The organism is Bradyrhizobium sp. 154, assembly GCF_023073875.1.
Taxonomy (GTDB): Bacteria; Pseudomonadota; Alphaproteobacteria; order Rhizobiales; family Xanthobacteraceae; genus Bradyrhizobium.
The window spans coordinates 180,691-207,418 of sequence record NZ_JADPKG010000101.1 but is presented as its reverse complement, the minus strand read 5'-3'; the positions used below and the strand labels follow the sequence as shown (position 1 = coordinate 207,418).

Sequence of the window (26,728 nt, the reverse complement as noted above, 5' to 3'; positions counted from 1 at the left end):
GATGACAAGCTATTCGATGATCAAGGTCGGCAACGACTACGTCGTGCAGGCCAATGACAAATGCATTTTGAAGGTCGGCAGCCGCCGCAGAGCCGCGCAATTGATCAGCGAAGCCACGGACTTGCTGAATGCGCTCGCTGCCGTCGACTCGCCTGATCTCGCGCCGGAGGCGCCTTCACTCCGCCGTGAGACGCCGGAACTTCCTTGACTGGTCTGCCCGATTCCCGTATCAGCCGCGGCGGGACACCTCCCCCCAACGGGAGGCTTACTATCTGGAAGGGTAGATCATGACTGTAGCGAAGCCCGCTTCGCGGCCGAACGTGCCGCATTTCTCCTCCGGCCCCTGCGCCAAGCGCCCCGGATGGAACGCCCAAAATCTCAAGGACGCAGCCCTCGGCCGCTCGCATCGCGCGAAGGTGGGCAAGGCCAAGCTCAAGCTCGCGATCGATCTGACGCGCGAAGTGCTCGAGGTCCCCGCCGATTACCGCATCGGCATCGTGCCGGCCTCGGATACCGGCGCGGTCGAGATGGCGCTGTGGTCGCTGCTTGGTGCGCGGCCCGTCACCACGCTTGCCTGGGAATCCTTCGGCGAAGGCTGGGTCAGCGATATCGTCAAGGAATTGAAGCTCAAGGACGTCACCAAGCTGAACGCAGCCTATGGTGAGATCCCCGATCTCTCCAAGGTGGATCCCAAGAGCGACGTCGTCTTCACCTGGAATGGGACCACGTCTGGCGTGCGCGTGCCGAACGCGAACTGGATCAGCGCGACCCGCGAAGGACTCACGATCTGCGACGCGACCTCGGCCGCATTCGCGCAGCCGCTCGATTTCGCAAAACTCGACGTCGTCACCTTCTCCTGGCAGAAGGCGCTCGGCGGCGAAGCCGCCCACGGCATGCTGATCCTGTCGCCGCGTGCGGTGGAGCGGCTCGAAACCTACAAGCCGGCCTGGCCGCTGCCGAAGATCTTTCGCATGACCAAGGGCGGCAAGATCAACGAAGGTATTTTCGTCGGCGAGACCATCAACACGCCCTCGATGCTCTGCGTCGAGGATTATCTCGACGCGCTGAACTGGGCCAAGTCGATCGGCGGCCTCAAGGCGCTGATCGCGCGTGCCGACGCCAATACCAAGGTGCTCGCCGACTGGAAGGCGAAGACGCCCTGGATCGACTTCCTGGCGAAGGATCCTTCGATCCGCTCCAACACTTCGGTGTGCATGAAGTTCACCGATCCCGCGATCACCTCGCTCTCCGAGGATGCGCAGGCCGAGTTCTCCAAGAAGCTGGTCGCGCTGGTCGAGAAGGAAGGCGCAGGCTACGACTTCGCCTATTACCGCGATGCGCCGGCCGGCCTGCGCATCTGGTGCGGCGCCACCGTCGAGGCTAGGGACGTCGAGCTGCTGACGCAGTGGATCGACTGGGCCTTTGCCGAGACCAAGGCCGCTCTGCCCAAGGCGGCGTGAGCAGGTTTCACTCGTCGCGTTATCTCAACTCGTCATGGCCGGGCTTGACCCGGCCATCCATCAATCAAGAGAGATGGTTCCGCGGGTCAAGCCCGCGGATGACGTTCCGTAAATGCAGCCCGCACCCACGGATCACACCCATGACCAAACCCAAAGTTCTCATTTCCGACGCGCTCTCGCCCGCCGCCGTGCAGATCTTCAAGGACCGCGGCGTCGAAGTCGACTTCCAGCCCAATCTCGGCAAGGACAAGGACAAGCTCGCCGAGATCATCGGCAATTACGACGGCCTTGCGATCCGCTCCGCGACCAAGGCGACCGCCAAGATCATCGAGAAGGCGACGAGGCTGAAAGTGATCGGCCGCGCCGGCATCGGCGTCGACAATGTCGAGATTCCCGCCGCCACGGCCAAGGGCATCATCGTGATGAACACGCCGTTCGGCAATTCGATCACGACCGCCGAGCACGCCATCACCCTGATGCTGGCGCTCGCTCGCGAGATCCCGCAGGCCGACGCCTCGACCCAGGCCGGCAAGTGGGAGAAGAACCGCTTCATGGGCGTCGAGATCACCGGCAAGGTGTTAGGCGTCGTCGGCTGTGGCAATATCGGCTCGATCGTGGCCGATCGCGCGCTCGGCCTGCGCATGAAGGTGATCGCCTTCGATCCGTTCCTGTCGCCGGAGCGCGCCAAGGACATCGGCGTCGAGAAGGTCGAGCTCGACGATCTCCTCAAGCGCGCCGACTTCATCACCTTGCACACCCCCCTCACCGAGAAGACCAGGAACATCATCGACGCGGCCGCGATCGCCAAGATGAAGAAGGGCGTGCGCCTGATCAACTGCGCCCGCGGCGGCCTCGTCGACGAGCAGGCGGTGGTCGATGCGCTCAATTCCAAGCACATCGCCGGCGCCGCCTTCGATGTCTTCGTCGAGGAGCCCGCAACCAAGAACGTGCTGTTCGGCCATCCTAACGTGATCTGCACGCCGCATCTCGGCGCCTCCACCACGGAAGCGCAGGAGAACGTCGCGCTCCAGGTCGCCGAGCAGATGTCGGACTATCTGCTCACCGGTGCGATCTCGAACGCGGTCAACTTCCCCTCGATCACCGCGGAAGAGGCGCCGAAGCTGAAGCCGTTCATCGCGCTCGCCGAGAAGCTCGGCTCGTTCGCGGGCCAGCTCACCGAGAGTGGCATCCTCAAGGTCGAGATCACCTATGAAGGCCACGTCGCCGAGATGAAGATCAAGGCGATCACCTCCGCGGTGCTGTCGGGTCTGCTGCGCCCGATGCTGGGCGAGGTCAACGTGGTGTCCGCGCCGGTCGTCGCCAAGGAGCGCGGCATGGTGGTGGACGAGATCGTGCGCGCGGCGCAGAGCGACTATGAGAGCCTGATCACCGTCACCGTCATCACCGAGCGGCAGGAGCGGTCGGTTTCGGGCACCGTCTATGCCGACGGCAAGCCGCGCCTCGTCGACATCAAGGGCATCCGCGTCGATGCCGAGTTCGGCAAGTCGATGATCTACGTCACCAACGAGGACAAGCCGGGCTTCATCGGCAAATTCGCGAGCCTGCTCGGCGACGCCAAGATCAACATCGCCACCTTCCATCTCGGCCGCGTCGCGCCCGGCAGCGATGCCATTGCCCTGGTCGAGGTCGACGGCGCCGTGCCGGCCGATTTGCTCGCCAAGGTGCAGGCGCTGCCGCAGGTAAAGCAGGCCAAGGCGCTGACGTTCTGATCCTTCACCTCTCCCGTAGGGAGAGGTCGGATCGCATCGCAAGATGCGATCCGGGTGAGGGGTTAGGCTCTCACCGAATGCTGCGGCCCCTCACCCGGATGGCTCAGGCGCGCAATTGCGCGCCATGGCAATCCGACCTCTCCCCGCTGGGGAGAGGTGACTCGCACCAGCCATTTGAGTCTGATGAGTCTGATCCTTCGTCCCGGCGCAGATATATTCCGACCCGCGGAACAACGCCGCCTCCGTCACCGGAGGCGGCGTTTTTATTTCTCCCGCCTCGGCCAAACTTTGTGTACCAATGGCGGTAAGGACGCTCCGTTCAAAATCGTTCGACAAGGGAGAAACACATGCGTGAAGCCGTCATCGTTTCCTATGCGCGCACGGGCCTGGCCAAGTCCGGCCGCGGCGGGTTCAACATCACGCCGCCGATGTCGCTCGCCGCCCACGCCATCCAGCACGCGGTGAAGCGCGCCGGCGTCGACAAGGACTATGTCGAGGACTGTTATCTCGGCAACTGCGCTCATGGCGCGCCGAACATCGGCCGTCAGGCCGCGCTGCTCGCAGGCCTGCCGAAGTCCACCGCCGGCGTTTCTGTGAACCGCTTCTGCTCCTCGGGGCTTCAGACCATCGCGATGGCTGCCAACTCGATCCGCTCCGACGGCGCCGACTGCATCGTCGCCGGCGGCGTCGAGAGCATCTCGATTCCCGGCGGCGGCTCGCCGAAGGAATCGATCGATCCGGAACTGCTCAAGGTCGCCCCTGACATCTTCATGGCGATGATCGACACCGCCGATATCGTCGCCGAACGCTACAAGCTCAGCCGCGAATACCAGGACGAGTTCTCGCTGGAATCGCAGCGCCGCATGGCCGCGGCGCAGCAGGCCGGCAAGTTCAAGGACGAGATCGTCCCGATGAAGACCAAGATGAAGGTCGTCGACAAGCAGACCAAGGCGGAGTCGATCGTCGATTACGTCGTCGATCGCGACGAGTGCAACCGGCCCGATACCACGATGGAGGGCCTTGCCAAGCTCGAGCCGGTGAAGGGCCCCGGCAAATACGTCACCGCCGGCAATGCCAGCCAGCTCTCCGACGGCGCCGCCGCCGTGGTGCTGATGGAAGCCAGGGACGCCGAGAAGCGCGGCCTCAAGCCGCTCGGGCGCTTCGTCGCCTGGGCGACCGCGGGCTGCGAGCCCGACGAGATGGGCATCGGCCCCGTGTTCGCGATTCCGAAGCTCTTGAAGCGCACCGGGCTCAAGATCGACGACATCGATCTATGGGAGCTCAACGAGGCCTTCGCCAGCCAGTGCCTGTATTGCCGCGACAAGCTCGGCATCGATCCCGCCAAGTACAACGTCAACGGCGGCTCGATCGCGATCGGGCATCCCTTTGGCATGACCGGCGCGCGGCTCACCGGCCATCTGCTCCAGGAAGGCGCACGCCGCAAGGCCAAGTGGGGCGTGGTGACGATGTGCATCGGCGGCGGCCAGGGCGGCGCCGGCCTGTTCGAGATCTATCACTGAGACCACCGCAAGGATTGTGTAGGGCACGGCGCGACAAGCGCCGTGCCCTTTCGTTTGAGCGACAGCACGGCAGACCTGGTTCCTGCAACCGAAGGCTTTATTCCGGCTGGTTTGGAAATCTTCGCGGTGTCGGGCGTTTACGCGCGAAGGGGCAAGCGGAGGAGAAACGCTCATGCGAACGACAATGGCAGCCATCCTTATCGCGGCCCCGCTGATGGCGGGGCCCGCAATCGCGCAGCAGGCAACACCTAACCAGAACGTGCAGAGCGAAGCGGACAAAGGCCTCAAGACGCAGAATTCCGGCGCCTCGGGCTACGTTGGAGCGCAGGACAAGCCGGGCTCGGCCGCGACCGCGCCGGGAGATCACACGCGCACGGACAGCAGCAGCGGTGTCGCCAACGTCCCCAGCGCGCAGAACTCGGGGACGGGTATCGCTGGGGCTCCCGGCAACAAGAACGGTCCTCCCGCTCGCACCGGAACGGTTGGCTCGAACTCGCAAAACCCGACCGTCCAGCAGCAGGATACCTCGAACATTAAGGGCTTGCCGGGCAACAAGAGCGGCCCGCCGGCCAAGCGTTGAGAGCGGCGTGAAGGAGGGCCGGTCCGTTGGGACCGACCCTCCGCAAAATGCTCACTCACGCCTTCGCCAGCGCCGGTGCGAACACCACCTCGATCAGCGTGCCGGAATTGCCCGCGTTCTTGATGTTGAACTGGGCGCGGTTGGCTTCGACCAGCGCCTTGGTCAGCGATAGGCTGAGCGCGGAGCTGTCCGCGGCGTCGCCTGGCGGCGGGGTGCGGAACGGCTCCATCGCGGCGGCGACTTCGCGTTCGCTGAGGCCATGGCCGGTGTCGCGGATGCGCAGCGCGATCTCGCCGCGATCGGTCAGCGCGGTCGAGACGATGACCTGGCCGCCGGCGCTCGCAAGCCGGATCGAGTTCGAGATCAGGTTTACGGTGATCTGCCGCATCGCGCGCGCATCCACCGTGACCTGCGGCAGCGCATGCGCCAGCGAGGTGCGGATGATGATGCGCTCGCGATTGGCCTGCGGCTGCATCACCACGACGCAGGCCTCGACGAGGTCGTTGAGATTGAGGTTGGCGAAGTTGAGGTCGAGCTTGCCGGTCTCGATCCGCGACAGCTCCAAGAGATCGTCGATGATCGCGATGACGCGCTCGCCGGAGGCGCGGATGTCCTTCATGTATTCGCCGTAGCGCTCGTTGCCGAGTGCGCCGAAACGCTCGGAGATCATCACCTCGGCGAAGCCGATGATGGCGTTGAGCGGGGTGCGGATCTCGTGGCTGATCCGCGCCAGCATGTCGGCTTTGGCCGTCGCTGCGCCGTCGGCGAGACGGCGGGCCCGCGTCAGCTCGCTCTCGCCCTTCTTGCTCTGGGAGAGATCGCGGAACACGGCGAAGAAGTTCGGGCCGTCCGGCCGTGTGCGGCCCATGATCATCGCGAGCGGAATGACGCCGCCCTTCTTCTCGCGGCCCAGCACCTCGCGGCCGTGGTCGAGCAGGCTCGCAATGTTCTGGCTCTTCAGGCTTTCGAGATAGTCGGCGACGATCTGCTGGCTCTCAGGGGCGAACAGCGTCGCCAGATTCTGCTCGAGCAGGGCTTCGCCGTCATAGCCGAACAGCGCCTCGGCGCTGCGGTTGCAGGCGTGGATGTTGCCCTCGGCATCGAACATCACGATGCCCTCGGCCGTGGTGTCCAGGATCGCGGCGAGATCCTCGGCGTCGGCATCGCCGGCCGCGGGCTCGAGCTCGGGCGCAAAGGGCAAGGATTCGGAGACAATCGTCTCGGCGATATCGGGCGCGGCGACCATTGGCGCGGCCTGCGGCAGCGCGCAGATCAGCGCATGCGCGCTCTCGCCGTCCCAGTCGATCGTGTGCAGATGCGCTTCCGTGGTCGCAAGCGGCTCTTCGCCGTTCGCGATGGCCGCGCTGATCGTCACCGGCGTGCCTGCTTGCGACGTGCTGCTGGCCGTGGAGACGCCCGGCTCGACATAGAGCGCGTCCAGCCCGCCGGCATCCTCCAGCGCGCTCAGGTTTGCGTAGCCCATGCGCGCGAGGAAGGCGGGGTTGGCGTAGAGCAGGCGGTCGAGGCGATAGATCAGGATGCCGGTCGGCAATAGGTCGAGCAGCGCGCGGTCGCGCACGGGCTCGCCGCGTGCCGGCGGCGCCGGCTCGGTCAGCCATTCGGCCGCAGCCTGCGGCGCCTCGGGCTCCGGCGCGGGTGGTTCGGGCGCGAATTCGGCGGCCGGCGGCTCAGACGTGTCGGCGGCAATCGTCTCGCGGTCGCGCTCGAGCCGCTCGGACAATTGCCGGGCGAGCTCGTTGAACGCGCTGTTCTCGACCGGCGTCAGCGTCGGCGAGCGTGCATCGCCATGCGGGCGGAACGGCACGACGTTTGGAGGCGGCGTTTCCACTGGCGTTTCCGGATCGGTTGGATGTGAATTCGCGTCGGGTGTGGGGTCCGGCAGTTCGGCTTCAGGCTCGGGCGCAGGCGGCGCGATCGGCGGAGGCGGCGTCGCTGCCTCGGCCTCCGGCTCGACGCTTTCGGCGGACAGGCCGTGCTGCGCCGGCGCTTCGGCCAGCAGCTCGAAGCGGCGGAGCGCCTCGAGCCGGTTGAGGCCATCGAGATCGCGGCAGACGCCAAAGCCCTTGAAGCCGGCGAAGTTGCGCTCCCGATCGTAGATCGGCAGGCCCGCGAGCTCGACCGGAAGATGCTCGCCGCCATCGGCGGGCCAGTTCACGGTGATGCCGGCCCAGGTGTCGTGGCTCTCGAGCGCCTCTGCGATGCGCCCGTCGGGATCGAGCGCAAATTCCGCGGCGATCTCGCGCCAGCGGCGGCCGAAGCGGGCGGCGGTGTGCGGACCGATGAGACGGATGAATTCGTCGGAGCGAAGCACAAAGCGTCCCTCGGCATCCATCTGCCAGAGGAAGCGCAGCGGATGCTGACGCGGTGCGGGCGTCTTCTCGTGGCCCGGCGGCGGCTCGACCATGCCGATAGTGATCGGCGCCGGCCGCGGCGACACAATGGCCTGGGCGCAGTTTTCAACCGGAGTTTTGGCCGCGGCCTCCGCGGTCTGCTCGGGCGCCGGTTCTTGCACGGCGTCCACGGCCGCTTCGCTCACGGCCGGTTCGGGCGCGGGCGTCGTCGTCGCGGCTATGTCGGATGTTTCGATCGGCTCAGCGAAGGCGTCGAACAATGCGATCCCGGCCTCCGCATCCAGCGATGACGGCTCGTTCGTCATCTCGGCGTCCTGCTGCGCCGCTTCGACCGGGGCTTCGGCTGTGGCTTCCGTCGTATTCTCCGGCGCCCATGCTGCGGGCGCCTGTTGCGCGGCGGTGGGCTCGATCAGCGCGATAAGGCCGATATCGGCGCCCGTGCCGACCCGTTGCAGCACCATCTGGCCGATTCCGATCGGCGTCGCGGCGCGGCCGCAGGTCAGCGCTTCGCTGCGGGCCCGGTCGAGGCCCGCTTCGCCGAGATCGCGAAAGCCGAGCAGAGAACGGGCGGCCTCGCTGGCGCCGACGAACAGGCCGTCAGGCGCGAACGCGGCCATCGGCACCTTGGCGCCGTCGACGAGACGAAGCAGCCGCTCGAGCAGCGGCATGCTGCTCAGCGACGGGTCCATCGCGGCGACAAGCACGCCATGGCTGCCATCGGCGAAGTGGAGGCGGGCGCAGGCGCAGGTCATCAGCATGCCGAGCCGGGCGCCGAAGCCGCGCAGCCGTTCGAGCCGCACAGTGCCGGTCGGCGGTAGGCTGCGGGCGAGCCGGGCGACCTGGCGGCGGTGGCTGTCCGCCGGGCCGAACGTCCTGTCCGCGAGGGCTGTGGCATGGGCCGCGCCGAACAGTTTTGCGCCGACCGGATTGGCCCAGAGCACGCGCGTGCCGTCGATCGACCAGAGCCAGGCGGGCAGCGGAGAGGTCGCGTGCACGGCCAGCCGGGGATCGCCCACGCCTCGCAACTGGAAATCCGAACTCTTCATCCGACCGGCTTTAAGTCTCGCTTGTCAGCATCGCGTTAAGGCGGCTGCCGCGAATGACAGCCTTAAGAAGGGGTTAGTATCGCCTGCGCCCGCGGGCAGGTCCACGGCTGCGGCCCTTCGCACACGGCCCAAAGCCGCGATAACCTTAATCCAGCCGACCCCGCAAGCCGCAACGCCGTTGCATCCAAGGGATTCGCGGCACGACCCTCATCATCCCGGTTGGCGGAAGAGACTCCTCGTTGCTACGACGAAGTCCCGTTCCCTCCCCCCTTGTGGGGAGGGCTAGGGAGGGGGGTAGCCCAGGAAAAGGTGCCAACTGTTGATGCTGCACCCAAGCCGATGCCCTCCGGAAAAGTCCCCGAATGGGACTCCTCCTGCCCCTCCAGGGCGAGGGAACGAGAGAGTGGATCTCTCTGGCTAACCAACAACGCACCCAGCTACTCAACCACCGGTTTCCCAATCGGGAACTTCATCCTGCGGGATTAAATTCTCGCAACGCACCCTCCTGGCACAGTGCAATGCACAATGTTGACACGATGGGCTGCCATAGTCCTAGGCGCTGGGCGAGCCATCTCATTTGTTTCGCGTTTCCAGTCTTCGTACCCGCTGAATGCGAGGGCCCAAATTGGGGCCGGCGGGCGCGCCAGAAGGCTCACTCCATTTTTTCATTTAGCGTGAGGGACAACATGACAGGTGCGACTGATCCGTTTTCTGCCTCGATCATTCCGTTCGAGGTTCCCGAGCAGATGCGTGCGTTCGCCGAAAAGGGCGTGTCGCAGGTCCGCGAGAACTACGCCAAGTTCAAGGACGCCGCCGAAACCCACAACGGCACCGTGGAAGCCGTGTTCACCTCCGCCAGCAAGGGCGCGAGCGAGTACACCGCCAAGCTGGTGGAGTTCATGAAGGCCAACACCAGCGCCCAGCTGGACTTTGCCCAGCAGCTGTTCGGCCTCAAGTCGCCGGCCGAAGTGCTGGAGCTGTGGACCGGCCATACCCGCAAGCAGTTCGAGACCTTGCAGTCGCAGGCCAAGGAGTTGATCGAGCTCAGCCAGCGCGTCGCCGCCGAGACCGCCGAGCCGATCAAGGCCAGCGCCGAGAAGTTCTACAAGCCCGCCGCCTGAGGCGGACCGGACTTGAAGTGATTGAGAAACCCGGGCCGAAAGTCCCGGGTTTTTCTTTGGAAACGACGCTGCGGGTGATGCGGCCTGGGTTTAATCGACCTGCGCCAAGAATTCGGACCACCTCTCCCAAAGGGAGAGGTCGGATCGCATCGAAGTTGCGATCCGGGCGAGGGGATCAGGTCTCACTGCGGGACGCGGCCCCTCACCCGGATTGCTCAGGGCGCGCACTTGCGCGCCAAAGCAATCCGACCTCTCCCCGCTGGGGAGCGGTGAGGGACGCCCAGCCGATCTCGCCTCGGAGAGGGCCAAATATCGGGTTTTGCGGCCTTGCCAAAAACGCCGGTTGCACCTAGTTTCCGCCCCGTCCAGCCCCCCTCGGCACCGGCCCTTACCTGAGGGCGTCCCAAGGCGCGGCTCGCCAGGATGCAGTTGTAGCTCAGTTGGTTAGAGCGCCTGTCTGTGGAACAGGAGGTCGGTGGTTCGAGCCCACCCAACTGTACCAATGATCTCAAAGAGTCGAGCCCCTGCGCCCACGGTCTATTCGCTTGGTCTATTAAAGGCGCTGAGCGGAACGTGCGCACGACCAGCATGCTGCCGGCCTTTGGACCCGAAGCCGTCATTCCAAAAGTGGTTCGATGACTCTCTTTACTCGCCTCTCTCACGATCCAGGAGAAGTCAGACCGCGCCGTAGAAGTGCCTGTATTGCCATGCGGCTTGCTCCTCCAATTGAGCTTCAGACCACAATTGGTCTTTGAAGCGCATGACAGACATAGGCGATAGATCGATGGGAGGCCTGCCATCGACAATCCAAGTTGCAAGTGCCTCTCCGACGGCTGGCGAGATTGAAAGCCCGGCGACATTGCATCCGCTTGCAAAATAGAAGCCCGCCGCTCCAGGAGCCGGGCCAAGGATATGATGGCCGTCAGCGGTCATGGTCGGAATGCCACCGCGAAATTCCCGCACCTTGGCAGTATGCAGGATCGGGAGTTGATCCTTCACTTCAATAGCGGCTGAACAAAGCACCTCAATGTCGAGGGGCATGTCCTTGATGTCGAAATTGGCCCCGAGCGATTGCATATCGAAAAAACGCGGCGTTTCCTCGTAGACACCCCAAAGGAAGCCGCCCTGGTAGGGACGCGTATACACGGCGGCATCCATGATCCGAACCATCGGCAGGTCGGCGCGCGCGCCATCCAGAGGTTCCGTGACGATCAGTTGCTGCCGGGTGGGTTTCAACGGTACACGAATTCCGCTTGCCTCCGCTACCTGTCGCGTCCATGCACCGGCTGCATCGACGACGACCAGGCCTTCAATGATGCCTTTCGCGGTCGTTACGCCCGTCACCTTGCCAGCGCTGATGTTTACGGTGAGCACGTCCGTCTTCGGCAGCACGGTTGCACCCACAGCCGCTGCTGCTCTGGCGAAGCCGACTGCAACCTGCGCTGGGTCGAAATACCTGTCGTCAGCGATCCTCATCGCCGCTACGACGCCTGTTGGCTTCAAAAATGGATTGAGGCCGCTTGCCTGCTCCGGAGAGATCAGCTCGACATCAAGGCCCATACGGCGCCCGCGTTCAAAATCGGTCTTGAGAACCTCCGCGTCTTGCGGCCGACGCGCGATCTTCAGGCTGCCCGAATGCACCCAATCGAGAGGCTGCCCGGTTTCTTCCGTGAACGCTTCAATCTTGCGGCAAGCGTCCTTGATGAGGCTAATCATCAATTCGCTTTTGCGAACGCAGCTCACCATGCCTGCAGCGCGCGGCGAGGTCTGCGATCCAATGTCATGCTTGTCGACAAGCGCGACCCTGAGACCTTTTTGCTTGCTTAGGTAATATGCTGTGGCAGCGCCGAGGCCGCCGGAACCAATGACGATAACATCGGCCTTGCTTATCATGACAATGCCTCCTGAAATCCATCAGCAGCGGAACCTACCACGCGGTGGAGGTCGGTGACCATTCCCCGCTCTCGACAATAGCGCAGCAAGGGCTGCTTATAGCCCGCGACTGACATGCATTGACGGTGCCGGCACGCCTGCTTGCGAAGCCGGAGCGGACTCGATGCAAGCGCCAAGGAAGGGCGAGCCGCCACCGCCGATGCGGACGAAGCAGCGGTGGCTCGCTGGCGCGGAGCGTGTCGGTGCGCTCCGAGCAATACCCTCCCGAGACCACCGCAACCGGGAGGGCCGCGCGCTAAGCCGCTCTGATCCGCTCCGGCTTCTTGACGCGCGCTATGACGATGCCGAGTACGGCGCGCCGGTCCGCGTCCAGCCTGCGAAAGGCTGCGCCTCGCTCTTCGCTGAGTTCGATCAGCGCTTCCTCGTCGCGCTCGCGAGCCAGTAGCTCCGCTTCCAGCTCCAGCAGCTTGGCCGCGCGCTCATCTGACGACATCATGAGCGCCAGGTGCGCTATCCTGTCGATCTCTTCGTGCGGCCGCTTCTCGAAAGAGATGGTCAAGCCAAACGAGCGCGGCGCCGATGTCCAGCTTTGCCGCCGAAGCGCCCTCTACGGACCTGTCGAATTGGGCTTGGAAAGGCCGTCCATGATCGAAGGTGAGCTTCGGCCGTCCGCGCTCGCGCTGAGCGCAACATAAGCTGATGCCTGCTTCTTGAGATCGACGACGATCAATGCGGTGGCCATGCGCCTATGACCCGAGCTCGATGATCCTGCGTGCCATGCGCACATTGGCATAGTCGATCATCTTGCCATCCAGCGTCACCGCGCCCTGGCCTTGCGCCTCGGCGCTCTCCATGGCCTCGACGATCCGCCGCGCCTGGGCCAGCTCCTCGTCCGATGGCATGAACGCACGCAACGTCGGTTCGATTTGGTCGGGATGGATGATTTGCTTGCCGTCAAAGCCCATGGCGGCAGCCTTTTGCGCGCTGCTCTCGGTGAGCTTGGCATCGCGAAAGGCGCCGCACGGGCCGTCAATGGCGCGCAGGCCGAAGGCACGTGCCGCCACCAACAGGCGCATCATCGGGTAGGCGAACAGATCGAGCGGCGCGGACGCGTAGCCGCTTTGCGCCGATCCTACATGCCGGTAGCCGTCCGGCGAAATTCCGATGTCGGAGGTGCGGGCCCCGAGCGAGGCCGCGAAGTCGCCGACGCCGAGATGAAGCGCGGCGACGCTGTCGTGGCACGCGGCGAGCGCGTCGACATTGACGAGACCCAGCGCCGTCTCGATCAGCAATTCGAGCGCCACCGGCGCGGGGCGATCCGGCGCAGCCCCGCGCAACTGGTCGGCAATGGCAACGATGTCGCTGGCGCGCTCCGCCTTCGGCACGATCACCGCATCCAGCCGGGGATGCGCCGCCAGCGCGCGGATTTCCTCTCCGATGAACGGGCTGTCGACAGCGTTGAGCCTGATCGCAACGCGTTTGTTGCCCCAGTCGAGCGATGACAGCGACCGGACAGCTTCCTCCAGCGCAACACCCTTCTCGGACGGCGGCACCGCGTCCTCGAGGTCCATGAACACCGCATCGGCAGCCGAGGCGGCGGCCTTGGCGACAAGGCGGGAGCGATGCGCGGGAACGGCGAGATACGCCCGCGTCGGCCGCAGAGAGACCATCGTCACGTCTCTCTGGCGAGGCCGAGTTCGCCGAGGATGGAATCGTTGTGCTCGCCGATATCAGGCACCGGATCCATCCGCGGCGACAGGCCGGGGATGGTGAGCGCCGGCAGGAAGCTCATCACCGGCCCGCTGGGGGAGCCGACCGTCTGCACCCGCGAGCGCGCGTGGAGTTGCTCATGCTGCAGGAAGGCGTCGACCGAGTTCAGATGGGCGTTGGCGATCGAGGCTTCGTCGAGCAGCCGCAGCACCTCTTCGCTGGTCATGGATGCAAAGCGCTGCTCGATATGCGCTTGCAGATCGTCGCGGTTCTGCATGCGCAGCGGATTGGTGCGGAAGCTCGGATGGTCGGCGAAGCCGGCATCGCCCAGGACGATGCGGCACAGCGACCGCCATTCGCGATCGTTCTGGATGCCGAAGAAGATGGTGTTGCCGTCTCCGACCCGGAACGGGCCGTACGGCGCAATCGTCGCGTGCCTCGCGCCGGTTCGCGGCAGCGGCCGGCCCGTACTGTGCGTGTAGAAGGCGGGATAGCTCATCCAGTCCGTGATGGAATCGAATAACGAGGCCTGGAAGGCGGTGCCCTTGCCGGTCCGCTCGCGGCGATACAGCGCCATCAGCACGCCATTGAGGATGTACATGCCGGTGGCGATATCGACCACGGAAAGCCCGACCTTTGCCGGCTCCGCCTCGGTGCCGTTGACGGCGAGCACGCCGGCCTCGCACTGGACCAGCAGATCGTAGGCCTTCTTGTTGCTGAAGGGGCCGCCGGCCCCATAGCCTGAAACGTCGCAGGCGATGATCCGCGGGAATTTCCGCAAGAGAGATGCGGCATCGAGGCCGAGCCGCTCCGCCGCGCCGGGCGCGAGATTTTGGATGAAGACGTCGGCCCGCGGCAGCAGGGCGTCGAGCACCTTGCGGCCATCGGGACTCTTGATGTCGATCGCGAGGCTTTCCTTCGAACGATTGGTCCAGACGAACTGGCTCGACATGCCGTTCATCACGTGATCGTAGTCCCGGCAGAAATCGCCGTCGCCCGGCCGCTCGATCTTGATGATCCGCGCGCCCCAGTCCGCCAGGTGCCGGCTCGCAAGCGGCGCCGCAATCGCCTGCTCGAGCGAGACCACCGTCACGCCCGACAGCGGCAGCTCCGTCTCATTCCCATCCATGCGATCGCTCCACTCCCGTGCGCTTTTGATCAGCGCAGGAGACTGGCCGATCCATCCCACGCGCATCCTTTTGATGATGACATGATGCCCCTGTTTTGCCCGACGAGTCAAATTCGAATTCGTGAAATCCTAATACTGGAAATGCTGAGGGATTGCCGTGGCTTGGCTACTGTGCATGGGGTTGTTTTCGCGGTTTTTGTTTGAGGCCTGCCGAAGCGGGACGCTGTACGCCGCTTCGGCTTGGGGAACTGCAGGCCTTCACCGCCTGTTGCCGAGACCGCACACGTTGCGCCTTTCGCATCCCCCTCCGGTTGCCAATCAACCGCCGTTCACCCACTATCTCACCTGTTCGACATGTGGGGGGATCGATGCCGGCGTTTCGCTCGAAGAAGTCCTTTGCAAAACCGTTGGCCGTTGCCGGCCTCGGGATTGCCCTGGCCGTCCTGGCCCTGCCGCGTGCCGGCTTCGCCTATACCCAGGAAGAGCAGCAGGCCTGCTCGCCCGACGCGATGCGGCTGTGCGGCGAGTTCGTTCCGAACGTCGATGCCATCACCGCCTGCATGATCGCGAAGAAGTCGCAGCTCTCGCCGCAATGCCGGGTGTTCTTCCGGCCAGGACCCGAGCCGGGCGAGGTCCGTGCCGGCAAGCCGACCAACATCGCGCCCAAGGCCGCGAGGAAGAGCACCAAGCCGGCGCCGAAAGCCAAGAAGAAGAAATCCGAGCAGGGCTGAGCGCGACAGCGCGCTTTCTTCCTCGAAGTTCGGCAGCCGCGTTTCCTCCGTTGGACTCGTTTTGTTCGCGCGACCGGCGCGCCGGCTTGCGGCAATTGCAAGCGCGCACGACAAAAAAGAGTCGCAAAGCGGTTTGCGCGGCAAGGTTGCATTTCGCTTTGTCCGGCTTCGCTGCTCAAAAAGCGCATGATCGCTCGCGCAGGCCGCATTTCATTGCGATTGTATCGGGCGTCGCACCAGGCAGTGTGACTCAAAAGCCAACACGCCTTGTTATTTCGTGGCGGCAACGCAACTCCCGATAAATTTTTCTTTCACGAATCAGCGCGCTGATTCATTTTCGAGCCACGGGGTCAATCTGGAGGCCGAAGGTATGAACGTTATTGTTTTTGCATCACGTAAAGGCGGTTCGGGCAAGAGTACCCTCGCTGCCCATCTCGCCGCGCAGATCAAGGCGAGCAAGCAGGTCATGCTGGTGGACGCCGATCCGCAAGGCTCGCTCACGCTCTGGCACAAGCTGCGCGGCACCAACGAGCCGTCGATCAAGGCGGCCGTGAACTCCGTCAGCGGCATCGTCTCCGCGGCCAGGCGCGACGGTTATGAATGGGTGTTGATCGATACGCCGCCCAACCTGTCGGCGGTCGTCGACGACGCGATCAGGAACGCGACGATGGTGATCATTCCGGCGCGTCCCGGCGTGTTCGACGTCAACGCGGTGCAGGAAACCATTCAGATGTGCCGCGCCGCGCGCAAGCCCTACGCGGTCGTGCTCAACGGTGCGCCGGCGCGCCGCGACGAGACCGAAAGCCCGATCGTCACCATCGCCCGCGAGGCGCTGGCGAAATTCCGCGCTCCGGTGTGGGGCGGCCAGATCACCAACCGTTCGGATCTCCTGATGGCGCTCAGCCACGGCGAAGGCGCGCGCGAGTATCAGGCCGAGAGCCGCGCGGCTCAGGAAATTGCACGGCTGTGGGCGGCGATCGAGCGTTCAGTGAAGGCTATTCGCGGCACGGCTTCGGCTTCCGGCGCAATGCACAAGCAGGCGGCATAATTTCATTATTCATTTTCCCCGACGAAAAACGCGCGGACGAGCCGCGCGTTTTGCGTTTCTGCTTCACCTGTCTTTCCGGGATGGCGCGCAAGCGCGCCAGGCCCGGAATCTCGAGATTCCGGATTCGCCCTTCGGTCGATCCGGAATGACGAGCTGAGCTACGCGACCATCAGCATGTAGAACACGATGACCGGCGACAGGGTGAGGATCACCGACCAGATGCCGACGGCCCAGAGAATGTCCTCGGTGGTAAAGCTCTGCCCGGCGTCGTAATGCGACGCCATTTCATGCTGACTATTCACAAACGCCCCCGCGATTTCTTCGCTTATGGGCGCCAGTGATACGCGGGATGTTTTAAAATTCCGGGTCGCAGCTGGCCGTGCATTTTGAACACAGGTGCTACCACGGGTTAACCATCCGCGTGGCGCTGTCAGCCTGCCAGCCAGACGCGAAACAGCAGCACCGGCATCAGGCCGAGCATCACCGCCCAGAACCCGAATGACGACACCACCAGAATTCCCTGCACGAGATCGGCCGGCGCGAATTGGCTCGCGGCCATCGGCCGGGTGCGATGTCCCATGGTCATTCCCCCGTTTGAAAGTCTTGGCGGAAACGATAGGCGCGATTGCGTAAACGAGGCGTGGATGCACCATGCGGCAGACGCGAAGGCGGTTGGCGCGCGGTTAACTATGGAGGCGTTCTTACCCTCCCCCTCCAGGGGAGGGTAAGCGCTAGGCCGCGGCTTTCATCCGTCGCTCGATCTCGCGATCGATCGTGGCGGCGAACTCGCTGCTCACTTCCACCATCGGCAGGCGCACTTCTGGGCTGTCGATGAGGCCGCTGCGCCACAGCCAGTACTTCGCCGGCGCAGGGCTCGGCTCGGCGAACAGCAGCCGTGTCAGCTCGGCGACCTCCTGCCAGCGCGCCCTCGCGGCATCGTGATTGCCGCGCTTGAGTTCCGCATACACCGCCGCAAATGTCGCGGTCTCGACATGGGCTGACAGCACGATGCCGCCGTCGGCGCCGTCGGTGAGCGCCTCGAAATAATTCGCGTCCTCGCCGGTGAGCACGCGAAAATCCTTCGGCCTGTCGCGCAGCAGCGCGATCGATTGTTCGCGGCTCGCACCGCAATCCTTCAGGCCGACGATGTTCCTGTGTTCGGCGAGCCGCAGCATGGTCTGGTTGGTGACATTGACCGCGCAGCGGTAGGGAATGTTGTAGAGCGCAATCGGCCAGGCGGCGTGATCGGCGAGCGCCTCGAAATGCGCCAGCAGCCCGCGCTGCGACGGCCGCACATAGTATGGGCTTGCGATCAGATAACCGTCGATCGGCCAGTCCGCGGTCTCGTCGAGGCGATCCTTCAGCCGCGAGGTGTCCGCGCCCGACAGCCCGAGGCAGATCGGCAAGGTGCGGCGGCCCGCCGCCATCTCGTCGCGGACGACGGCGACGAGGCGCTCGAGTTCAGTGTCGCGCAGCGTCATGCCTTCACCCGAAGTCGCCCCCAGGATGAAGCCGTCGATGGCCTGTGCGCCGTAGTGCCGCGCCAGCCGCCGCAATGACGTCTCGTCGAGACGGCCGTCGCGAAACGGCGTCACCAGCGGCAGCCACAGCCCGTGCAATTGGTCTCGTAGTCCGGTCATGTTTCCATCTCCTTCTCGGGAAAAAGGCCTGAGACGGAGGGCACATGAAAAAACCCCGTCCAGGCGGCGGGGTTTTCGGGATTTGCTGCGATGACGAAGCCGGTATTAGCGCACGCAAAAATCCGAGGTCCCCGGATGGGGACCTTTTTTCGAGATGACTGCGCACGACTTCGTGATCATCGACAAATGATGCGGGGTATACCCAAGCCTGTCAATACACGCGGAAGGCGAAAGGCAATTTTGACGAAAAAAAGCCGGACCCGAAGGCCCGGCTTAGGTATTGGCCACGTGAGGCCGACACAATCACCTTCCAAGAGGGATTACTGAACTCCCGCGCCACTGGAGGAGGGGGACAAATGCGCAACGCGAAGGCTCAGCGTGCAAACAGTATGGGCTTGACGAGCGCCGTCCAGCAACAGCCGAGGCCGCATGTCAGTCATGCGGAAATCAGGACGGCCAGCGCTGCGCCTTGCTGACCACGAAGTCGCGGAACACCTGCACGCGTGCGACCGTCTTCAACTCCTCGGGATAGACGAAATAGGTGTCGAGCTGGATCGAATCCGATTCACCGAACAGCTGCACGAGTTTGTTCTGTTCCTCGACGAGGTAGTCGGGCAGGGCGGCGATTCCGAGGCCCTGCTGACAGGCGCGCACGAGGCCGAGGATGTTGTTGACCTTGAAATAGGCTTCGCGCGGACCCGAGCCGTTGCGACCAGCCTCGATCAGCCAGTTGCGGTTCTGAAGATGCGGGGCGAAGTTGCCGTCCGACAGCGTGATGATGCGGTGAGAGTCGAGCTCCTCCAGCGTGCGTGGCGTGCCGAAGCGCTTGATGTATTCCGGCGAGCAATATGCGTGGAAGCCCATCGCGAACAGCTTGCGCTGGATGAGATCCGGCTGGGTCGGCTTGCGGGTCCGGATCGCGACGTCCGCCTCGCGCATGGACAGGTCGAGCTCCTCGTCGGTGACGATCAAGGAGATCCGGATCTCCGGATAGAGCGCGGTGAACTCGCCGAGCCGCGGGATCAGCCAGTTGATGCCGACGCCAGGCGTGGTGGTGATCTTGAGGTCGCCGCTCGGCCGCTCGCGGCTGTCGGTCAGCTTGGCACGCGCGGCCTGGAGCTGCATGAACACGTCATGCGCGGTGCGGAACAGCAGGTCGCCCTGCTCGGTCAGGATCAGGCCGCGGGCGTGGCGGTGGAACAGCGAGACCGAGAGCTCCTGCTCCAGCGCCGAGACCTGGCGCGACACCGCCGATTGCGACAGGCCGAGCTGCTCGCCCGCATGCGTGAAGCTGCCCGCTTCCGCCGCCGCGTGAAACACCTTCAGCTTGTCCCAGTCCATATCCGTAAATCCGTCGCGTGTTCGGGGCATGATTCTATTCCGCTGCCGCGCGCTCGCTGGCGCGAAGGGCCAAGAAACGTTCGGCCTCGAGTGCGGCCATGCAGCCGAGGCCGGCGGCCGTCACGGCCTGGCGATAAGTCTCGTCGGCCACGTCGCCGGCGGCGAACAGGCCGGGCACCGAGGTGGCGGTCGAGTTCGGGGCGACCTCGACGTAGCCCGACGGCTTGAGCTTGACCTGGCCTTTGACGAGCTCGGTCGCCGGGGCGTGGCCGATGGCGATGAAGATGCCGTCGGTCTTCACGTTCGTGAGCGCGCCGGTCTTGACGTTCTTGAGGCGCACATGGGTGACCTTGTTCGGGTTCTCGGTGCCGCAGATCTCGTCGACGGCTGAGTCCCAGATCACCTTGATTTTGGGGTGCTTGAACAGACGCTCCTGCAGGATGCGCTCGGCACGGAAGTGATCGCGACGATGCACGATGGTGACCTGAGAGGCATGGTTGGTGAGGTACAGGGCTTCCTCGACCGCGGTATTGCCGCCGCCGACCACCACGACCTCCTTGTTGCGGTAGAAGAAGCCGTCGCACGTGGCACAGGCCGACACGCCGCCGCCCTGGAATTTTGTTTCCGACGGCAGCCCGAGCCAGCGCGCCTGCGCGCCTGTGGCGAGGATGACGCTGTCGGCAAGATAGACGTCACCGCTGTCGCAGGTGAGGCGGAACGGCCGCTGCGCAGTTTCCAGCTTGGTGACCAGGTCAGAGACGATCTTGGTGCCGACGTGGACCGCCTGCTTCTCCATCTGCTCCATCAGCCAGGGGCCCTGGATCACGTCGGCGAAGCCCGGATAGTTCTCGACGTCGGTGGTGATGGTGAGCTGACCGCCCGGCTGGATGCCCTGAATCAGGATCGGCTCGAGCATCGCACGCGCGGCGTAGATCGCCGCCGTGTAACCGGCGGGGCCGGAGCCGATGATGACGACCTTTGCATGAACAGGAGCGGACATTTCGGTGGACGCCTTTCACGGGGGATTTGCAGCGCGCGCGCGGAACGTGCCGGGAGGCCTCGCGGAGGCGCTGAAATATCAGAGCTAATCTAAGCCTTCTGGTGAGCTATGCAAGAATTGCATTCCCTATCGGCGGATTTTTCCAACAAGGAACAAAAGTCAATTGCGCTGCACGCGCAATAAAATTGCGCTGGGCGTATGGACTGGGTATGAGGATTGCGACAAGCCACCCAATACCGCCGCCGAGGCCAGGAGTTCCAATCACGTGTCGCGGAGCCTAGACGAGATCGACCTGAAAATTCTCACCGAGATTCAGGCCGACGGTCGAATCACGAATGTCGAGCTGGCCAAGCGCGTCGGCATCTCGCCGCCGCCCTGCCTGCGCCGCGTCCGGGCGCTGGAGGAGGAGGGCTATATCCATGGCTATCGCGGCCTGCTGGACGCCCGCAAGCTCGGCTTCGACGTCACCGTATTCGCCGCCGTGCACCTGTCCAGCCAGGCCGAAGCGGATTTGCGCGCCTTCGAGGAATTCGTCCGCGCCGAGCCCTTGGTGCGGGAATGCTGGATGCTGTCGGGCGAGGTCGATTTCATCCTGAAATGCGTCGCCCCCGACATGGCGACCTTCCAGGATTTCGTCACGCACCTGACCGCCGCGCCCCATGTGCGCAACGTGCGGACCTCGCTGGTGCTGCACAATTCGAAATATGAGGCGGCGGTGCCGCTCGACGTGAAGGGACGAAGGTAGCTCGGGTGATCGCCTGCCCCGGCCGGAGCGCAGCGCATCTTCAGCGATGCGCTGCAGAGCCGCGCCGCGCATTGCGCCGCCTTTTCGGAACGGCGTCACGGGCAGCGGCAAATCTCTACCGCCACTCCACCTTGGTGATCTCATACGCCTTGGCGCCGCCCGGCGTGTTGACCTCGACGGAGGCGCCCTTCTTCTTGCCGATCAGGGCGCGGGCGAGCGGCGAGGTGATGGAGATGCGGCCCTTCTTGGCGTCGGCCTCGACCTCGCCGACGATCTGCCACACCGTCTTCTTGTCGGTGTCCTCGTCGACCAGCGTCACGGTGGCGCCGAACTTGATGGTGTCGCCGGAGAGCTTCGAGATGTCGATGATGTCGGCGCGCGCGAGCTTGTCCTCGAGTTCGGCGATGCGGCCCTCATTGTGGGACTGCTCTTCCTTCGCGGCATGATATTCCGCGTTCTCCGACAGGTCTCCGTGCGAGCGCGCCTCCGCGATATGCTCGATGATCCGCGGACGGTCTACAGACTGGCGCTGCTTCAATTCTTCCCCGAGCGCGACAAAGCCGGCCTGGGTCATCGGAACCTTTTCCATCTCTTCTCTCGTCCTTCAGCTGCGCGCCCATATAAAGGGTGGCGCGGCAACCTTGATGCGTCGGTGTTCCCGGGGCTCAAAATGCGCCCACCGGGATTATTATTCGGGTCTGGCGCCGGAACAGAACACTCACATGGCCGGACAGTTCCTCCCGCCATTGTGGCTTCCTTGCCAATCACTTAGCGAAAGGCTGAGCCCAAGGCCCAGCCCCGCTAGCAATCAGGTTTCCGAAAAGTAGCTCTGCAGGGTCCGAACCTCAAGGTCCCCGCCCAGATAGGCGCGGATGCCCTGCGCGGCCGCCACGGCCCCGGAAAGAGTGGTGTAATACGGCACTTTATGCAAGAGGGCCGCGCGCCGCAGCGAACGGCTGTCGGCGAGCGCCTGCGGGCCTTCGGTGGTGTTGAAGACGAGCTGGACGTCGCCATTGGTGATGGCGTCGACGATGTGCGGCCGGCCCTCCAGCACCTTGTTCACCTTCTCGGTCGGGATGCCCTGATCGGTCAGGAAGCGCTGGGTGCCCGAGGTCGCCAGCACCTTGAAGCCGAGCGAATGCAGTTCGCGCACAGCCTCGGCGATGCGCGTCTTGTCGCTCTCGCGCACCGAGACGAACACCGTGCCCTTGCGCGGCACCCGCGTGCCGCCGCCGAGCTGGCTCTTGGCGAACGCCACCGCAAACGAGCGGTCGATGCCCATGACCTCGCCCGTCGAGCGCATCTCCGGGCCGAGCACCGTGTCGACGCCGGGGAAGCGCGCGAACGGGAATACCGATTCCTTGACGCCAACGTGCTTGAGCTCCGCCTTCTTTAGCTTGAAATCGGCGAGCTTCTCGCCGGCCATGATGCGCGCGGCGATCTTCGCGACCGGCGTGCCGATCACCTTGGCGACGAACGGCACTGTGCGCGAAGCGCGCGGATTGACTTCGAGCACGTAGATCTCGCTGTCCTTGATGGCGTATTGCACGTTCATCAGGCCGACCACGTCGAGGCCGAGCGCGAGCTCGCGGGTCTGCCGCTCCAGCTCCTCGATCATCCCGGCATCGAGCGAATGCGGCGGCAGCGAGCAGGCGCTATCGCCGGAATGGATGCCGGCTTCCTCGATGTGCTCCATGATGCCGACGATGAAAGTGTCCTTGCCGTCGCAGAGGCAGTCGACGTCGATTTCGGTCGCGTCCGAGAGATAGCGGTCGAACAGCAGCGGGTTCTTGCCGAGCACGGTGTTGATCTGCCCGGTCTTGTCGTTGGGATAGCGCGCCTTGACGTCGGCCGGCACCAGCTCCGGCAGCGTGCCGAGCAGATAGTCGTTGAGCTGGTTCTCCTCGCGGATGATCTGCATGGCGCGGCCGCCGAGCACATAGGACGGACGCACCACCAGCGGCAGGCCGAGATCGGCGGAGACGAGCCTCGCCTGCTCGACCGAATAAGCGATACCGTTCTTCGGCTGCTTGAGCCGCAGCTTGTCGAGCACGCGCTTGAAGCGGTCGCGATCCTCGGCAAGATCGATGGCATCGGGCGAGGTGCCGAGGATCGGCACTTCGGCTGCTTCCAGCGCGCGCGCCAGCTTCAGCGGGGTCTGGCCGCCGAACTGCACGATCACGCCGTGCAGCGTGCCTTTGCTGCGCTCCTTGGCGATGATCTCCAGCACGTCCTCGGCGGTGAGCGGCTCGAAATAGAGCCGGTCGGCAGTGTCGTAATCGGTCGACACGGTCTCCGGATTGCAGTTGACCATGATGGATTCGTAGCCGGCATCGTGCAGCGCGAAGCAGGCGTGACAGCAGCAATAGTCGAACTCGATGCCCTGGCCGATGCGGTTCGGTCCGCCGCCGAGGATGATGACCTTCTTCTTGTCGGACGGAGTGCTCTCGTCCGCAGGCGCACCCGCAAACGGCGCCTCATAGGTCGAATACATATAGGCGGTGGGAGAGGCGAACTCGGCCGCACAGGTGTCGATGCGCTTGTAGACGGGACGGACGCCGAGCGCGTGGCGCTTCGCCGTGACGTCGGCTTCCGTCGTCCCGGCGAGCACTGCGAGGCGCGCATCGGAGAAGCCCATGGACTTGAGCGTGCGCATGCCGAAGGCATTGCCCGGCAGGCCGTTCTTGCGAACCTTCTCCTCCATGTCCACGATGCCGCGCATCTCGCCGAGGAACCACGGATCGATCTTGCAGGAGTTGAAGATGTCCTCGTTGGACCAGCCGAGCCGCATCGCCTGGGCGACCTGGAGCAGCCGGTTCGGCGTCGGCGTGCCGAGCGCGGCGCGGATCGCATTCTTGTCGTCGTCGCGGCCGAGTCCCTCGATCTCGATCTCGTCGAGGCCGGTCAATCCGGTCTCGAGCCCGCGCAAGGCCTTCTGAAGACTTTCCTGGAAGGTGCGGCCGATCGCCATGACTTCGCCGACCGACTTCATCGAGGTCGTCAGCGTGGTCGAGGCACCCGGAAATTTCTCGAAGGCGAAGCGCGGCACCTTGGTGACGACGTAATCGATCGTCGGCTCGAACGAGGCCGGCGTGGCGCCGCCGGTGATGTCGTTGGCGATCTCGTCGAGGGTGTAGCCGACCGCGAGCTTGGCAGCGACCTTGGCGATCGGAAAGCCGGTGGCCTTGGAGGCCAGTGCGGACGAGCGCGACACGCGCGGATTCATCTCGATGACGACCATGCGGCCGTCTTCGGGATTGACGCCGAACTGCACGTTGGAGCCGCCGGTCTCGACCCCGATCTCGCGCAGCACCGCCAGCGAGGCGTCGCGCATGATCTGGTATTCCTTGTCGGTCAACGTCAGGGCGGGCGCCACGGTGATGGAATCGCCGGTATGCACGCCCATCGGATCGAGGTTCTCGATCGAGCAGACGATGATGCAATTGTCCTTCTTGTCGCGCACGACCTCCATCTCGTACTCTTTCCAGCCGAGCACGGATTCTTCGATCAGCACTTCGTTGGTGGGCGATGCATCAAGGCCGCGCTCGATGATGTCGAGGAACTCTTCCTTGTTGTAGGCGATGCCGCCGCCGGTGCCGCCCATCGTGAAGGAGGGCCGGATGATTGCGGGCAGGCCGATCTCGGAGAGCGCCATCATCGCCTGGCCCAGCGCATATTCCTGATAGCGCTTGCGGCGGTCGCCTTCGCCGAGCGTCCATTGCCGGTCGAGCTCTTCGAGGGCCGCGCCCGACAGCTTCTCGCGTTCGGCATGGTATTTGTCGCGGAACGACTTCTTCAGCTCGGACGCGTTGGCGAGCCGCGACTTCGGCGTCTGCAGACCGATCTTCTCCATGGCGTTGCGGAACAACTGGCGGTCCTCGGCCTTGTCGATCGCATCCGCGGTCGCGCCGATCATCTCGACGTCGAACTTTTCCAGCGTGCCCTGCCGGCGCAGCGACAGCGCGCAGTTCAGGGCTGTTTGACCGCCCATGGTCGGCAGCAGCGCGAAGCCGCCGGGAATGACGTGGCGCTCCTTCTCGATGATCTTGGCGACGATCTCGGGCGTGATCGGCTCGATATAGGTCGCATCGGCCAATTCCGGATCGGTCATGATGGTGGCCGGGTTGGAATTGACGAGGACGATGCGATAGCCCTCTTCCTTCAGCGTCTTCACCGCCTGCGTGCCCGAATAGTCGAACTCGCAGGCCTGGCCGATCACGATGGGACCGGCGCCGATGATCAGGATGGTGGTGATGTCTGTACGTTTGGGCATCAACTCTCGCCGGACTGGGATTTGGGCAAAAAAAAGGGCGCGCTACCGCGCGTCCCTGTGGCCGAGAGCGCGGTGGTCTCCCTCGCGCGCGGGTGGGTCTTAGACCAGTTTTCAGGGCGGCGAAACCCCGAAAAACGCCCATCAACCGGCAATTTTGACCGGTTTTGGCCGCGCCTGCCAGCCGCGGGCGAGATGCACCAGAAGCGAGGCGGCAACGCTCGTTCCGCCGATCCAGCCGAGGTCATTGGGCGAGAGTGTGGCCAGCACCGCGCCGCCCAGGGCGCCGCCGATGGCGAAGCCGAGATACATCGCCGAGGCGTTGAGCGAGAGCGCGATCATCGAGGCCTGCGGCTCGATCCGGATGATGCTGGCGATCTGGGCCGGATAAAACGCCCAGCCCGAGACGCCCCAGAGGAAGATCGCGCCCAGCACCGTATAATGCGCCTGTCCGGGCATCAGCTTCAGCACCAGCGAATGCAGGATCAGCGCACTCGCCATGCCGGCGAGCCCGAGCGCGGCGGTGGCGAGCGTGCCGAGCCGGTCGGCCAGGACGCCGCCGAGCATGTTGCCGATCGCGGCGGCGCCGCCGAACACCAGCAGTGCCAGACTGATCTGCGAGGCGTCAAAGCCGAGGCTGCGCAGAGGAACGGCGAAATAGGTGAACACGGTGAAGCCGCCGAGCGCCCATAAAATTGTGATCACAAGCGCGATCAAGACATTGCTGTGACGCGCCACCGCCAGCCGCTCGCTCAGCGAGGCGGTGTTGCGCGGCAGGCCTTTGGGTAGCCCAAGCAGAAGGCCGGCGAGTGCCACCGTGCCGATCAGGGCGACCATGGCAAACGTGGCGCGCCAGCCGAGCAGGCTGCCGACGAGATTGCCAAGGGGGACGCCGATGACGGTTGCGACCGTAAGGCCCGAGGTGACGAGGGCCACCGCACGTCCGCGCCGTTCGGGCGAGGCGACCGCCACGGACACTGCCAGTGCCGTCGGCATGCACAGTCCCGAGCCCAGCGCCATCAGCATACGCGAGGCCAGCAGCAGGGCGTAGCTTGAGGCCGCCATTGCGGCGAGGTTGCCGGCGACGAAGGTCGTCAACGCCAGAGCCAACACGGTGCGGCGGTCGATGTTGTTGAGCGTGACCGCCAGGATCGGCGAGCCCACGGCATAGGTGAGGGCGTAAAAGCGGTGACCAGCTGGCCGGCGGCCGAGACCGAAATCGAGAGGTCAGTGGCGATCGCCGGTAAAAGTCCTGCAATGACAAATCCTTCAGTGCCGATCGCGAAGGCCGCCAGGGCCAGCCAGAACACGCTCATGGGAGAAATCCTTATGTTCAACGTTTATTGAACTATTGGTTGAACCGGCCTAGAAGTCAATTGGTTCAAGAACTGT

General features: G+C 64.4%; 20 protein-coding genes, 1 tRNA gene and 2 pseudogenes. 10 read left to right on the top strand and 13 right to left on the bottom strand.

All coding sequences use genetic code 11. From position 1 onward, the window contains the following. Nucleotide 1 precedes the first annotated feature (1 nt). The 5 genes and pseudogenes from IVA92_RS23665 to IVA92_RS23645 form a co-directional block, all read left to right on the top strand. Nucleotides 2-208, top strand: a complete 207-nt coding sequence (locus tag IVA92_RS23665; RefSeq protein ID WP_247277498.1) for a hypothetical protein — start codon at nucleotides 2-4, stop codon at nucleotides 206-208. Between the two features lie 79 nt (nucleotides 209-287). Further along, nucleotides 288-1,460 carry a phosphoserine transaminase gene (locus IVA92_RS23660; RefSeq protein ID WP_247277497.1) on the top strand — a complete coding sequence of 391 codons (1,173 nt, stop codon included), beginning with the start codon at nucleotides 288-290 and terminating at the stop codon, nucleotides 1,458-1,460. A gap of 140 nt (nucleotides 1,461-1,600) precedes the next feature. Continuing rightward, complete coding sequence (gene serA / locus IVA92_RS23655) at nucleotides 1,601-3,190, top strand: phosphoglycerate dehydrogenase (protein WP_247277496.1); 1,590 nt, start codon at nucleotides 1,601-1,603, stop codon at nucleotides 3,188-3,190. Nucleotides 3,191-3,537: 347 nt separating this feature from the next. After that, on the top strand, nucleotides 3,538-4,710 hold the full coding sequence (locus tag IVA92_RS23650; RefSeq protein WP_247277495.1) for a thiolase family protein: 1,173 nt from the start codon (nucleotides 3,538-3,540) through the stop codon (nucleotides 4,708-4,710). A gap of 397 nt (nucleotides 4,711-5,107) precedes the next feature. Further along, a pseudogene (locus tag IVA92_RS23645) lies at nucleotides 5,108-5,290 on the top strand (hypothetical protein); the annotation flags it as partial. A gap of 55 nt (nucleotides 5,291-5,345) precedes the next feature. On the opposite strand, the gene IVA92_RS23640 reads toward IVA92_RS23645, so the two are convergent. After that, a complete protein-coding gene (locus IVA92_RS23640; RefSeq protein WP_247277494.1) occupies nucleotides 5,346-8,708 on the bottom strand; it encodes a PAS domain S-box protein in 3,363 nt (1,120 codons plus the stop codon). A gap of 686 nt (nucleotides 8,709-9,394) precedes the next feature. On the opposite strand from IVA92_RS23640, the gene IVA92_RS23635 reads away from it, so the two are divergent. Beyond that, the gene (locus IVA92_RS23635) at nucleotides 9,395-9,829 is read left to right on the top strand and encodes a phasin (protein WP_247277493.1); all 435 of its coding nucleotides are present in this window, start codon (nucleotides 9,395-9,397) and stop codon (nucleotides 9,827-9,829) included. A gap of 425 nt (nucleotides 9,830-10,254) precedes the next feature. Then, nucleotides 10,255-10,331: transfer RNA gene (locus IVA92_RS23630), tRNA-His, on the top strand. A gap of 173 nt (nucleotides 10,332-10,504) precedes the next feature. Here the strand turns inward: IVA92_RS23630 and IVA92_RS23625 are convergent. The 4 genes from IVA92_RS23625 to IVA92_RS23610 form a co-directional block, all read right to left on the bottom strand. Then, nucleotides 10,505-11,722 (bottom strand): FAD-binding oxidoreductase, encoded by a 1,218-nt coding sequence (locus IVA92_RS23625; RefSeq protein WP_247277492.1) that lies wholly within the window; start codon nucleotides 11,720-11,722, stop codon nucleotides 10,505-10,507. 295 nt (nucleotides 11,723-12,017) lie between these two features. Next, nucleotides 12,018-12,281 carry a hypothetical protein gene (locus IVA92_RS23620; RefSeq protein ID WP_247277491.1) on the bottom strand — a complete coding sequence of 88 codons (264 nt, stop codon included), beginning with the start codon at nucleotides 12,279-12,281 and terminating at the stop codon, nucleotides 12,018-12,020. A gap of 187 nt (nucleotides 12,282-12,468) precedes the next feature. Further along, nucleotides 12,469-13,392: a CoA ester lyase gene (locus tag IVA92_RS23615; protein WP_247277490.1), complete on the bottom strand. Its 924-nt coding sequence runs from the start codon at nucleotides 13,390-13,392 to the stop codon at nucleotides 12,469-12,471. Between the two features lie 2 nt (nucleotides 13,393-13,394). Continuing rightward, a complete protein-coding gene (locus IVA92_RS23610) occupies nucleotides 13,395-14,561 on the bottom strand; it encodes a CaiB/BaiF CoA-transferase family protein (protein ID WP_247277489.1) in 1,167 nt (388 codons plus the stop codon). 368 nt (nucleotides 14,562-14,929) lie between these two features. Here IVA92_RS23610 and IVA92_RS23605 point away from each other — a divergent pair, with 368 nt between their 5' ends. Both IVA92_RS23605 and IVA92_RS23600 read left to right on the top strand, forming a co-directional pair. Beyond that, nucleotides 14,930-15,292: a hypothetical protein gene (locus IVA92_RS23605; protein WP_247277488.1), complete on the top strand. Its 363-nt coding sequence runs from the start codon at nucleotides 14,930-14,932 to the stop codon at nucleotides 15,290-15,292. 370 nt (nucleotides 15,293-15,662) lie between these two features. Then, nucleotides 15,663-16,340, top strand: coding sequence for a ParA family protein (locus IVA92_RS23600; RefSeq protein WP_247277487.1), 678 nt, complete (start codon nucleotides 15,663-15,665; stop codon nucleotides 16,338-16,340). A gap of 158 nt (nucleotides 16,341-16,498) precedes the next feature. On the opposite strand, the gene IVA92_RS35815 is transcribed toward IVA92_RS23600, so the two are convergent. From IVA92_RS35815 to trxB, 5 genes are all read right to left on the bottom strand, one after another. After that, nucleotides 16,499-16,624 (bottom strand): hypothetical protein, encoded by a 126-nt coding sequence (locus IVA92_RS35815; RefSeq protein WP_256464544.1) that lies wholly within the window; start codon nucleotides 16,622-16,624, stop codon nucleotides 16,499-16,501. Between the two features lie 146 nt (nucleotides 16,625-16,770). Further along, nucleotides 16,771-16,920: a hypothetical protein gene (locus tag IVA92_RS23595; protein WP_247277486.1), complete on the bottom strand. Its 150-nt coding sequence runs from the start codon at nucleotides 16,918-16,920 to the stop codon at nucleotides 16,771-16,773. 151 nt (nucleotides 16,921-17,071) lie between these two features. Next, the gene (locus IVA92_RS23590; RefSeq protein WP_247277485.1) at nucleotides 17,072-17,980 is read right to left on the bottom strand and encodes a 4-hydroxy-tetrahydrodipicolinate synthase; all 909 of its coding nucleotides are present in this window, start codon (nucleotides 17,978-17,980) and stop codon (nucleotides 17,072-17,074) included. 447 nt (nucleotides 17,981-18,427) lie between these two features. Continuing rightward, on the bottom strand, nucleotides 18,428-19,351 hold the full coding sequence (locus IVA92_RS23585) for a LysR family transcriptional regulator (RefSeq protein ID WP_247277484.1): 924 nt from the start codon (nucleotides 19,349-19,351) through the stop codon (nucleotides 18,428-18,430). Nucleotides 19,352-19,355: 4 nt separating this feature from the next. Further along, the gene (gene trxB / locus IVA92_RS23580; RefSeq protein WP_247277483.1) at nucleotides 19,356-20,321 is read right to left on the bottom strand and encodes a thioredoxin-disulfide reductase; all 966 of its coding nucleotides are present in this window, start codon (nucleotides 20,319-20,321) and stop codon (nucleotides 19,356-19,358) included. 265 nt (nucleotides 20,322-20,586) lie between these two features. On the opposite strand from trxB, the gene IVA92_RS23575 reads away from it, so the two are divergent. Beyond that, nucleotides 20,587-21,066 (top strand): Lrp/AsnC family transcriptional regulator, encoded by a 480-nt coding sequence (locus IVA92_RS23575; protein ID WP_183246374.1) that lies wholly within the window; start codon nucleotides 20,587-20,589, stop codon nucleotides 21,064-21,066. Between the two features lie 115 nt (nucleotides 21,067-21,181). On the opposite strand, the gene greA is transcribed toward IVA92_RS23575, so the two are convergent. The 3 genes and pseudogenes from greA to IVA92_RS23560 form a co-directional block, all read right to left on the bottom strand. Next, nucleotides 21,182-21,655 carry a transcription elongation factor GreA gene (gene greA / locus IVA92_RS23570; RefSeq protein WP_247277482.1) on the bottom strand — a complete coding sequence of 158 codons (474 nt, stop codon included), beginning with the start codon at nucleotides 21,653-21,655 and terminating at the stop codon, nucleotides 21,182-21,184. A gap of 219 nt (nucleotides 21,656-21,874) precedes the next feature. Then, nucleotides 21,875-25,339 carry a carbamoyl-phosphate synthase large subunit gene (carB, locus tag IVA92_RS23565; protein WP_247277481.1) on the bottom strand — a complete coding sequence of 1,155 codons (3,465 nt, stop codon included), beginning with the start codon at nucleotides 25,337-25,339 and terminating at the stop codon, nucleotides 21,875-21,877. Between the two features lie 141 nt (nucleotides 25,340-25,480). Continuing rightward, nucleotides 25,481-26,652 (bottom strand): annotated as a pseudogene (locus IVA92_RS23560) (MFS transporter). Nucleotides 26,653-26,728: the final 76 nt, after the last annotated feature.